Origin of the sequence: Anaerotignum sp., assembly GCF_030625865.1 — a bacterium.
Taxonomy (GTDB): Bacteria; Bacillota; Clostridia; order Lachnospirales; family Anaerotignaceae; genus Chakrabartyella.
This window is the reverse complement of the sequence record NZ_DAOUQB010000058.1, coordinates 1-10,899: the sequence shown is the minus strand read 5'-3', so window position 1 is coordinate 10,899 and position 10,899 is coordinate 1. Positions and strand designations below refer to the sequence as shown.

General features: G+C 41.3%; 11 protein-coding genes. All 11 read right to left on the bottom strand.

Going from position 1 to position 10,899, the window contains the following annotated elements:
- Nucleotides 1–111: 111 nt before the first annotated feature.
- Nucleotides 112–942 carry a 50S ribosomal protein L2 gene (rplB, locus tag P9Q65_RS12380; RefSeq protein WP_304509759.1) on the bottom strand — a complete coding sequence of 277 codons (831 nt, stop codon included), beginning with the start codon at nt 940–942 and terminating at the stop codon, nt 112–114.
- Nucleotides 943–1,023: 81 nt separating this feature from the next.
- The gene (gene rplW / locus P9Q65_RS12375) at nt 1,024–1,323 is read right to left on the bottom strand and encodes a 50S ribosomal protein L23 (RefSeq protein ID WP_304509758.1); all 300 of its coding nucleotides are present in this window, start codon (nt 1,321–1,323) and stop codon (nt 1,024–1,026) included.
- On the bottom strand, nt 1,323–1,943 hold the full coding sequence (gene rplD / locus P9Q65_RS12370; RefSeq protein WP_304509756.1) for a 50S ribosomal protein L4: 621 nt from the start codon (nt 1,941–1,943) through the stop codon (nt 1,323–1,325). The genes rplW and rplD overlap by 1 nt, the downstream gene beginning before the upstream one ends.
- Nucleotides 1,944–1,970: 27 nt before the next feature.
- Nucleotides 1,971–2,600, bottom strand: coding sequence for a 50S ribosomal protein L3 (gene rplC / locus P9Q65_RS12365; RefSeq protein WP_304509754.1), 630 nt, complete (start codon nt 2,598–2,600; stop codon nt 1,971–1,973).
- 178 nt (nt 2,601–2,778) lie between these two features.
- Complete coding sequence (gene rpsJ, locus P9Q65_RS12360) at nt 2,779–3,093, bottom strand: 30S ribosomal protein S10 (RefSeq protein WP_304509753.1); 315 nt, start codon at nt 3,091–3,093, stop codon at nt 2,779–2,781.
- 939 nt (nt 3,094–4,032) lie between these two features.
- The gene (locus P9Q65_RS12355; protein WP_304509752.1) at nt 4,033–5,391 is read right to left on the bottom strand and encodes a PFL family protein; all 1,359 of its coding nucleotides are present in this window, start codon (nt 5,389–5,391) and stop codon (nt 4,033–4,035) included.
- 17 nt (nt 5,392–5,408) lie between these two features.
- Complete coding sequence (locus P9Q65_RS12350; RefSeq protein WP_304509761.1) at nt 5,409–5,681, bottom strand: ACT domain-containing protein; 273 nt, start codon at nt 5,679–5,681, stop codon at nt 5,409–5,411.
- A gap of 133 nt (nt 5,682–5,814) precedes the next feature.
- Complete coding sequence (thpR, locus tag P9Q65_RS12345; protein ID WP_304509750.1) at nt 5,815–6,369, bottom strand: RNA 2',3'-cyclic phosphodiesterase; 555 nt, start codon at nt 6,367–6,369, stop codon at nt 5,815–5,817.
- A gap of 96 nt (nt 6,370–6,465) precedes the next feature.
- Nucleotides 6,466–8,448: a transketolase gene (tkt, locus tag P9Q65_RS12340; RefSeq protein ID WP_304509748.1), complete on the bottom strand. Its 1,983-nt coding sequence runs from the start codon at nt 8,446–8,448 to the stop codon at nt 6,466–6,468.
- A 44-nt stretch (nt 8,449–8,492) separates the two neighbouring features.
- Nucleotides 8,493–9,140 (bottom strand): fructose-6-phosphate aldolase, encoded by a 648-nt coding sequence (gene fsa, locus P9Q65_RS12335; protein ID WP_304509746.1) that lies wholly within the window; start codon nt 9,138–9,140, stop codon nt 8,493–8,495.
- A gap of 279 nt (nt 9,141–9,419) precedes the next feature.
- Complete coding sequence (thrC, locus tag P9Q65_RS12330) at nt 9,420–10,898, bottom strand: threonine synthase (RefSeq protein ID WP_304509745.1); 1,479 nt, start codon at nt 10,896–10,898, stop codon at nt 9,420–9,422.
- Between the last annotated feature and the right edge of the window lies 1 nt (nt 10,899).

The window sequence follows — 10,899 nt, the reverse complement described above, 5'->3', positions numbered from 1 at the left end:
TAACAGATGGTCATCAGCGAAAGGTCCCTTTTTGAGTGATCTGCTCATGTTTTAATCCTCCTTGTTTCGTGTTTTTGTATTTAGGCTACTGCCCTCACACATTCCGATCTATTAGCCGTTTCTACGGCGAACAATATACTTGTTGGAAGCTTTGTGTTTCTTTCTTGTTTTATAACCCATAGCAGGTTTGCCCCAAGGTGTCATAGGAGATGGACGACCGATAGGTGCTCTACCTTCACCACCACCGTGAGGGTGATCGTTAGGGTTCATTACGGAACCTCTTACAGTAGGTCTAACGCCCATGTGACGTTTTCTGCCGGCCTTACCAATATGAATTAATTCATGATCCAAGTTGCCAACCTGACCAACAGTTGCTCTACATTCGATAGGCAACAGTCTCATTTCGCCGGAAGGAAGTTTTACAGTTGCATACTTGCCTTCTTTTGCCATCAGCTGTGCAACGTTACCAGCGGAACGAACCAACTGACCGCCATTACCAGGTTTCATTTCAATGTTGTGGATGCTGGCACCAACGGGAATTTTGCTCATAGGCATTGCGTTACCCACTTTTACTTCCGCATCAGGACCATTCATGATTTTATCGCCAACATGTAAGCCTACGGGTGCCAAAACATAAGATTTCTGACCGTCAGCGTAAACGATTAACGCGATGTTTGCTGTTCTGTTAGGATCGTATTCGATCGCCGTAACTGTTGCAGGAACCCCGTCTTTATTACGTTTGAAGTCTACCAATCTATATTTGATTTTGGAGCCACCGCCGTGATGACGTACTGTCAATTTGCCCTGATTATTTCTTCCTGAATTTTTCTTAAGGTGTACCACCAAAGATTTTTCAGGAGTTGATTTTGTAATTTCATCAAAAGCGGACACTGTCATGTGTCTTCTAGATGGTGTATATGGTTTATATCTCTTAATTGCCATCTTCTGCACTCCTTTCGAGTTTCTTTCTATCTATCTACACGTTGCCGTGTGTTTTGCTTTTTCGTTTTAATCTTCTATGGATTACATTCCCTGGAAGATTTCGATATCCTTGCTGTCAGCTGTCAGCTTAACGATTGCTTTTTTGAACTTAGGTGTTTTACCAAAGCGCATGCCTCTTCTTTTGGGCTTGCCATCGTAGTTCATTGTGTTTACAGCCGCAACCTTTGCACCAGCAAACATTTTTTCAACCGCATCCTTAACCTGAGCTTTTGTTGCTTCAGGGTGTACGATGAAAGTATATTTCTTTTCGTCCAAAACAGACATACTGTTTTCTGTGATGACGGGCTTCAAGATTACGTCATAATATTTCAAATCAGCCATTATGCGTACACCTCCTCGATTTTCGCTACCGCATCTTTTGTTACAACCAATGTGTTGTACTTCAAAAGATCATATACATTAATTGTATTTACGGAAGCTGTTTTTACTTCGGGAATGTTTCTTGCGGAAAGCATTACATTGCTGTTTGCGCCGTCCATAACGATCAAAGCCTTGCCGCATTTGATGTTTTCAAGCACTTTAGCCATTTCTTTTGTCTTAACTTCCGCCAAAGTCAATTCATCCATTACGATGATTTTGCCTTCTGCTGCTTTTACGGAAAGAGCAGACTGAAGTGCCAATCTCTTTACCTTTTTATTCAGCTTGAAGGAATAGTCTCTGGGCTTGGGAGCGAATACAACGCCACCGCCTACCCACTGAGGGGAACGGATGGAGCCCTGTCTTGCTCTACCTGTGCCTTTTTGTCTCCAAGGTTTTCTACCACCGCCGCGAACTTCCGCGCGTGTCTTTGTGCTCTGAGTGCCCTGTCTCTGGTTTGCCAGATACTGAACAACTGCCAGATGCATTACATGTTCATTTGCTTCTATACCGAAAATAGCGTCATTCAGTTCCACTGAGCCTACCTGATCGCCCTTCATGTTTAATACTGCAACATTTGCCATGTTAGTTTCCTCCTTTCGTAAAGTTTATCAAGCCTTTACGCTGTCTTTGATAACCAGAATAGAACCTTTTGCACCAGGAACTGCGCCCTTGATCAAAAGTAAGTTCTTTTCTGCATCAGCACGAACGATTTCAAGATTTTGAATTGTTACATTTTCGCTGCCCATGTGACCAGGCATTCTTTTGCCTTTCTTAACACGGCTGGGTGTTGCGGAAGAACCCATAGAACCAACTACTCTGTGAGATTTGGAACCATGACCCATGGGACCTCTGTGTGCGTTATATCTTTTAATTGTACTCTGGAATCCTTTACCTTTGGATATGCCGCTTGCATCAACCTTGTCGCCTGCAGCAAATACATCAGCTTTGATTTCAGTGCCAACTTCATATGCACTTGCATCTTCCAATCTGAATTCTTTTACAAACTTCTTTGCTGTTACACCAGCTTTTTCGAAATGACCCTGTGTAGGCTTTGTTACATGTTTTGCTTTTGCATCCACAAAACCAACCTGAATTGCTTCATAGCCGTCGTTTTCAGTTGTTTTCTTCTGAACAACAACGCAAGGGCCTGCTTCAAGAACTGTTACCGGTACCAACGCGCCGTTTTCAGTGAAAACCTGTGTCATACCGACCTTCTTAGCCATAATAGCCTTTTTCATTTCGTGCACCTCCTAATTTTCTACAGCGGATTGCCCCTTTCAGGGTAATCATTCTAGATTCATATAAGAGTTGTTGTCGATATTTTGTTTCGCATATACTTCTTATATAAACCAGTTTTGGATGTTATCTTTTTTAGAAATACGTTGGGTTCGTTGCAACCCTTACACACCTCAAAAATTATTTCATTACTTTTAATGTGATATCTACGCCAGCAGGCAAATCCAGACGGCTTAAAGCATCTGCGGTCTTTGCTGTAGGGCTAAGAATATCAATCAATCTCTTATGTGTTCTCATCTCGAACTGCTCTCTAGAGTCTTTGTACTTGTGTACCGCTCTGATAATCGTCACAACTTCCTTCTTTGTGGGAAGAGGGATCGGACCACTGATTTGTGCTCCTGTTTTCTTTGCTGTTTCGATGATCTGCGTAGCAGACTGGTCGATCAACTTATGATCGTAAGCTTTGAGACTGATTCTGATTTTTGGGTTAGCCATAAAAAAAGTCCCCTCCTTTTCGTACTTTTGATTTCAGCACGACAAGTGGTGACTGCACACTTATCCGGGTGTATCCTGCAACGTCGGACACGTTCAACCGCCCTACGAGAGAGTAGTAAATCCCTAATATTCAGTACAGTGACCTTGTCGCCCGGTTTCTTGAACTGGACATCGCTCCGCAGAAACACCCAAAAGCCTTGATTTTATAGGCTTTTGGCAACCTTCTGCCTCAACACTCTATGTCACAACAGTAATCAGTATACACGAAAGCACTTGGAATTGCAAGCTTTTTTACGTATTTTTTCAAAAAATTTCTTCAAATTTTAATAAAATTTTGCACGGTCTTTCCAATCAATTTTAAACATTTTGCACAAACGATTTACAGTAGCCTTACATCCCTACTTCTTGTTAACTGTCTTTTTTCAATCAGATATGCAAACCAACTATTATTATCATTGTTTCCTCAAAAAATATTTTCTCTTTGCAAAACTTAATCTCTATGTTTTTCTATGCCACTTTCATTTATAGATTACTGTCAAACGTTAACAGAAAAACCCACAACTGATTCTCAGCAGTTTTTATCGTCGTATTTTTTCCCCTTCTTCAATATAAAATTCTGCTTTTTCATAGGCTTTTTGCGTGCTCATCTCTTCCCTCCCCTTTGCATCCAAATTTTACTTGTTTTATTTCTCCATATAAAAGGAATATTCCTTCTATTTACAATGTATCGTAAGAAATTCGTTAAACTTTTACAGTTTTTTACATTAACAGACGTGGCTTCCAAAGTCATCATATGATAAAATTTCAGATATAATTTGGTTGTAGTTGGAGCACATAAAAAAGCAGCCCCATTGATTTCGAAACCACTCGTAAATTTGCTGCAAAAATACGAACAACGTCTATAGATATCAATAGAACTACTCTTTTTATTTTCGAAAATTAATTTTTAAAACTATGAATTGGAGCAGGAATCCTTCCGCCACGAGCAATAAAATCGGCACAGCTATAACGATTCACAGGCATAATGGGTGCATGTCCCAATAAACCGCCAAATTCCACATGTCCGCCTTCTTTTCTTCCAATTACAGGAATCAAACGAACTGCTGTTGTTTTATTATTGATCATACCGATTGCCGCCTCATCTGCAATAATACCGGAAATAGTGGAGGCAGGGGTATCACCTGGAATGGCAATCATATCTAAGCCCACAGAGCAAACGCAGGTCATAGCTTCCAATTTTTCCAATGTCAGTGCACCTTTTTCCGCCGCTTCGATCATACCATGATCCTCGCTGACAGGGATAAACGCACCGCTTAACCCGCCAACATAGGAAGATGCCATAACGCCACCTTTTTTCACATTATCATTCAATAAAGCCAAAGCCGCAGTGGTTCCCGGTGCCCCAGGCTCTGCCAAACCCATTTCCTGAAAAATTTCTGCAATGCTATCACCAACCGCAGGGGTAGGTGCCAAAGAAAGGTCGATAATGCCAAAAGGCACATGTAATCTTTCAGAAGCTTCTCTGGCAATCATCTGTCCCACACGAGTAATTTTAAATGCAGTACGTTTCACCGTTTCACAAAGGGTTTCAAAATCTGCGCCACGCACTTCTTCCAATGCTTTTTTCACAACACCGGGGCCGCTTACCCCAACGTTTATGGCACAATCTGCCTCACCAACACCATGAAATGCACCAGCCATAAACGGATTATCCTCAACAGCATTACAGAAAACCACCAGCTTTGCACAACCGATGCATTCCGCATCCTTTGTAAATTCCGCAGTCTTTAGAATCACTTCGCCCATTTCCTTAACGGCATTCATGTTTAAACCATTTCTGGAAGTTCCGATATTAACAGAGGAACAAACTCGATCAGTAACTGCCATAGCCTCAGGAATAGATGCAATCAATTTTCTATCACTTTCGGTATACCCCTTATGCACCAAAGCAGAGAAGCCGCCGATAAAGTTAACACCCACTTCCTTTGCCGCCCGGTCTAAGGTCTGAGCAATGCTCACATAGGAGTCTGTTTTACATCCCGCCGCTGCAATTGCAATAGGTGTAATGGAAATGCGTTTGTTCACAACAGGAACACCGTATTTTTTTGCCAATTCATCCCCAACCTTGACCAAATCCTTGGCATAGGTGGTAATTTTGTTGTAAATCTTCTCATTGAACTTTTCAATGTCTGCATCGGCACAGTCCAATAAACTGATTCCCATTGTAATGGTACGAACATCAAGGTTCATATCGTCAATCATACGGTTGGTTTCTAGAATTTCATTTCTCGTAATCATTCTTCAGCCCTCCTTGATTAAACGCGATGCATTGCATCAAAGATTTTTGTATGCTGAACCTTAATTTTAAGATTCATCTCGTCACCAAGAGCATCGAGCTTTGCAGAAATCTCATCATATTGAAGTTTCATATTTGTAATATCCACAACCATTACCATATTAAAGTAACCACCCACAATGGTTTGTGAAATATCCAAAATGTTAATGTTGCTTTCCGCCAAAGCCGTACATACCTTTGCAGTAATCCCTACACAATCTTGCCCCAACACAGTAATAACTGCCTTTTCCATTTCCTGCATTTTCTTTTTCCTCCTTAAATAATCCGAAAAACAAAAAGCACCTTTCACCTGCCTTATCTTTCGTTTCGCAATAAAATTTTTTATATTTTATCCCATAAACGCAATCTTATTGGCAAAATTACCCTTATGCACGATAACCTTTTAATAGCTGCCGATAAATCGGCTTATAAATTAATCTGGGCCCTCTTCGTACACTTTCCATTAAAGTGATTTTTTCCACCGTAAAACTTCTGCCGTCTAAAACAACTGCTTTTTGTACATCAGAAAAATTTCTTTGAGGCTCTACTTCTCGTCCTAATGTAATATGGGGACTAAGCCCCTTTTTTTCTCTGGCAAAACCCTGTCTTTCCAAGCCTTTTTCCAACCCGAAAAACAACCGTTGTAATGGATCGCTTTTTTCCAGCCCTGCCCAAAGAATTCCCTTATCGCCTCTGCCGAAAAAGCCTATTTGCCCTAATTTCAAATCAAAGACCTTGTTTCTTTGTGCTACTTCAAACATAGCTTCTTTCACATATTCCACATCCGCGGGATCAATTTCACCCAAAAAATGTATCGTAACATGAAAATTCTCTTGGGGCGTATAATTCCCTCGCCGACAATGCTTCTGCGTTTCCTTCTGCACATCTGAAAGATAATCTCTTACCTCAGGCGATAGTTCAATGGCGATAAAAGTACGCAATATCACCCCTCCTTCCTAAATAAAAAAGCCCTTGGGGATGGAGAAATCCTAATAAATTTTCCCACATCCCCCCGAGAGCTGTTCTTTTCAAATAAATTATGCTTTTACCAGTGTCAATGCCTTTTCCACAACATTCTCAACGGTAAAACCAAAGTCCTTAAATAATAAACCAGCAGGAGCTGATGCACCAAACCCATTCATGGAAATGACAGCACCATCCAACCCTACATATTTATGCCAGCCAAACTCTGCCGCCGCTTCCACAGCAAGTCTTGCCCTAACAGTCTTAGGCATAACGCTTTCTTTATATTCTGCGCTTTGTTCCTCAAACAAATCCCAGCTTGGCATACTGATTACTCTTGCTTTCACACCTTTTTCTGCCAATACATCATATGCTTTATAAATCAGTTCAACTTCTGAACCGCTGGCCATCAGCAAAACATCAGGTGTTCCAGTGCAATCCTTCAAGATATAGGCACCCTTTAACGCTTCCTTGCCCGTACCTTCCAAGGCAGGCAAATTCTGTCTGGAAAGAATCAACGCCGTAGGCGTATTCAATTTCGTTAGTGCGGTATACCACCCAGCGGCTGTTTCTCTTGTATCACAAGGGCGGAACGCAATATAGTTAGGCATACTGCGAAGCATTGCCAAATGTTCAATAGGCTGATGAGTAGGTCCATCTTCACCAACACCAATGCTATCATGGGTTAAAATGCTGATTACAGGTAAGCCCATCAAGGATTCCATGCGCAGACCAGCCTTCATATAATCGGCAAATACGAAGAAACCAGCCACATAAGGACGTAAACCACCGTGAACCGCCATACCGTTTGCCATAGCTGTCATTGCAAACTCACGAATACCGAAGTGTACATTGGAGCCGGCGGGGTTTTCCTTGCTGAAATATTCTCTTTCTTTCATCAAAGACTTGTTGGAGGGGGCCAAGTCAGCAGAACCACCAAACAAGTTGGGTACTACCTTTGCAACTTTCTGCAATACCTTTTCAGATGCAGCACGGGTTGCAATATCCCCTTCATTTTTCCAGAAATCTTCATCATTTAAAAGATCAACTGCCAACTCGTTGCTATGCCAAGCAGCATATTCTTTTGCCAGTTCAGGGTTTTTCTCAGTATAAGCTTTGAACATTCCATTCCAAGCCGCTTCTGCCTTTTCCCCATCTGCAATAATTTCAGCCATGTGCGCCTTTACTTCTTCAGGTACAAAGAAATCTTCTTTATAATTCCATCCAAGATTTTGTTTTGCCAGGGCAATTTCGTCTACACCAAGAGGTTCGCCATGGGCAGATGCTTTTCCCTGTTTATTGGGTGCGCCATAACCAATCTGTGTATTTACCTTAACCAATGCAGGCTTGTCCGTAGCTTTTGCTTTTTCAATGGTTTCTGTAAGAGCATCCACGTCATTGCCGTCTGCCACTTCAAAAACGTCCCAACCGTATGCAATAAAACGAGCTTTTACGTCTTCCGTAAATGCTACATCAGTACCGCCTTCGATTGTTATTTTATTACAGTCATATAATAAAACCAATTTGGAAAGACCCATCGTTCCTGCTAAAGATGCCGCTTCAGAAGCAACGCCTTCTTGTAAACAGCCATCACCGCAAAGGGCGAAAGTATAATGGTCTATCACTTTAAATTCAGGTGTGTTAAATTTTGCAGCCAAATGACTTTCTGCCAAAGCCATACCCACTGCATTGGCAATCCCCTGTCCCAAAGGGCCGGTGGTTGTCTCCACACCAATGGTATGCTTGTATTCAGGATGTCCCGGTGTTAAAGAATTTCTTTGACGGAAATTTTTCAAATCTTCAATGGTCAAACCATAACCAAATACATGGAGTAAAGAGTATAACAAGGCAGAGCCGTGTCCTGCGGAAAGAACGAATCGATCTCTGTTATCCCATGCAGGGTTCTTGGGGTTTACCTTCATTTCCTTAGCCCACAAGGTATACGCCATTGGTGCTGCGCCCAAAGGCAAACCGGGGTGGCCGCTGTTTGCTTTCTGAATAGCTTCTGCGGAAAGAAACCGCAGGGTGTTGATCGTCAATTGATCCATAGGGTTCATGTTTTTACCTCCAAAAACGATATTGAAACCACAGTTACATTTGATTATTTTTTAGGTACGCTTTCCCAATCCTTCAAGAAACGTTCGATACCAATATCTGTCAAAGGATGCTTTGCCATCTGGATTAATACGTTGTAAGGGATAGTTGCGATATGGCAGCCTACTCTTGCTGCATCAATCACGTGCAAAGGATTACGAATGCTAGCGGCAATAATTTCTGTTTCGATTCCGTGTACATCGAATATTTCAACAATTTCTTCAATCAAAGTCATGCCTACCGCCCCAATATCATCCACTCTGCCTAAAAAAGGACTCACATAGGTTGCACCAGCTCTAGCAGCCATCAAAGCCTGTGTTGCAGAGAAAACCAATGTTACATTGGTTTTGATGCCCTCAGCTGTCAAAATTTTTACAGCCTTTAAGCCTTCTAAAGTCATAGGAATTTTAATTACAATATTTTTATGGATTTTCACCAATTCTCTGGCTTCTGTTACCATGCCTTCATGCTCAAGGCTGATGACCTCTGCACTGATTGGGCCGTCAACGATCGTTGTAATTTCCTTTACTACCTCAACGAAGTCCCTGCCTTCTTTTGCAATCAGGGAAGGGTTTGTTGTAACGCCGCAAATAACGCCTAAATCATTTGCCTCTTTGATGTGTTCCACATTCGCTGTGTCGATGAACATTTTCATGGTATTATCTCCTTTTTATGCTTTTTTAGATTCGTTGTTTTGTTTTTCAACTATTTTGTCATAAAAATAACTAAAACACTTTTTGGTTACTTTTGAAGCTTTTCTAATATATTGTAATCCATACAACAAACAAAATCAACGGCTTTCCTCTCTGGACGCCCACTTTCTCAAAGGCCAGCAAAGCCTTAACCCAAAGTGGGACTTTTCTTGTTATTTCTGCATAAGAGAAAAAGACGTATTATAAAAAGAATTGCCCATTCTTCATAATAAATTCAATTCTTACAACAAATATCCTTTTACAAACTCTTTAATTTTATCCCTTTCACACACATTTTTGTGTAGAACAGGTCGATCTTCAATGCCACGGATGGGTTCAGGAATGGAAACACCGCTTATTTTTTCCAAAACATGCATCAATTCAAACGCATCTTCCTTGGCATATTTTTGATCCATAGCCATCATAACGTCCTTTGTGAATTTATAAGGACTTGCGGTAGAAACAATGACCATAGGTCTTTGGTCTTTGCTTTGGTCTTTGCTTTCTTCCTTATATTTCTGGTATGCGGCATAGGCAACTGCCGTATGGGTATCCATAACATAACCTGTCTTTTCAAAGAAATTTTTAATTGCGCCATAGGTTTCTTCTTCCGTTGCAAACGCACCGCTGATTTTTTTTTCTGTAATTTCAACGGAATACTTGCCTTCTTGGTTTAACTTTGCCATATCCGCTTTTGTCACATCTTGCCCTGCCATGTGGCACAATAAACGTTCCAAATTGCTGGAAATCAAAATGTCCATAGAAGGAGAAACGGTAACATGGAATTTTCGGTTTCTATCATAAGTACCGGTACGGAAGAAGTCATACAACACCTTATTATCATTGGATGCACAAACAAAATGACCTACAGGAAGACCCAGTTTCATTGCATACCATCCCGCCAAAATATCTCCGAAATTCCCTGTTGGCACCGTAAAGTTAATTTCCTCCCCCATCTTCAAGGTTCCCTGCTTCACCGCGTTCAGATAAGCATGGAAATAATATACAATCTGAGGCACCAACCGCCCGATATTAATGGAGTTTGCAGAAGAAAATACATATCCCTTCTTTTCCAGATCCTCCCCTAAAGCCTTATCCGTAAAAATACTTTTTACTGCACTCTGAGCATCGTCAAAATTCCCTAGGATTCCAACAACACAGGTGTTGTCCCCTTCTTGGGTGGTCATCTGTAATTTCTGTACTGGGCTGACACCATCTTCAGGAAAAAATACGATAATCTTGGTTCCATCAACTCCAGCGAAGCCTTCCAGCGCCGCTTTTCCCGTATCTCCCGAAGTTGCCGTTAAAATCACAATTTCCTTGTCTATCCCTTCTCTTTTTGCCGCCGTTTTCATAAAATAGGGCAAGATAGATAACGCCATATCCTTAAAGGCTAAGGTTCTGCCATGGAATAGTTCCAAAAACAAAGCGTCCCCTTTCTGTACCACAGGAGCAATTTCAGAGGTATCAAATTTATCATCATATGCTCCGTTGATACAGGCCTTTAACTCCTCCTCCGTAAAATCCAAAAATAAACTTAACACTTCATAAGCCAACTCCTGATAGCTTAACTTGCCTAGTTCCTCCAAAGATTTTTCCATCGTAGGAATTACTTCCGGTATATAAAGCCCTCCATCCGGACAAATCCCTCTTAAAATGGCTTGAGACGCCGTTGCCCGAATAGACTGATCTCTGGTTCCCATATATGTTAAATTTGCCATA

Coding starts and splice junctions, on each gene's coding strand:
- rplB (WP_304509759.1), bottom strand. CDS start 942: ATGGCAATTAAGAGATATAAACCATATACACCATCTAGAAGACACATG.
- rplW (WP_304509758.1), bottom strand. CDS start 1,323: ATGGCTGATTTGAAATATTATGACGTAATCTTGAAGCCCGTCATCACA.
- rplD (WP_304509756.1), bottom strand. CDS start 1,943: ATGGCAAATGTTGCAGTATTAAACATGAAGGGCGATCAGGTAGGCTCA.
- rplC (WP_304509754.1), bottom strand. CDS start 2,600: ATGAAAAAGGCTATTATGGCTAAGAAGGTCGGTATGACACAGGTTTTC.
- rpsJ (WP_304509753.1), bottom strand. CDS start 3,093: ATGGCTAACCCAAAAATCAGAATCAGTCTCAAAGCTTACGATCATAAG.
- P9Q65_RS12355 (WP_304509752.1), bottom strand. CDS start 5,391: ATGATTACGAGAAATGAAATTCTAGAAACCAACCGTATGATTGACGAT.
- P9Q65_RS12350 (WP_304509761.1), bottom strand. CDS start 5,681: ATGGAAAAGGCAGTTATTACTGTGTTGGGGCAAGATTGTGTAGGGATT.
- tkt (WP_304509748.1), bottom strand. CDS start 8,448: ATGAACCCTATGGATCAATTGACGATCAACACCCTGCGGTTTCTTTCC.
- fsa (WP_304509746.1), bottom strand. CDS start 9,140: ATGAAAATGTTCATCGACACAGCGAATGTGGAACACATCAAAGAGGCA.
- thrC (WP_304509745.1), bottom strand. CDS start 10,898: ATGGCAAATTTAACATATATGGGAACCAGAGATCAGTCTATTCGGGCA.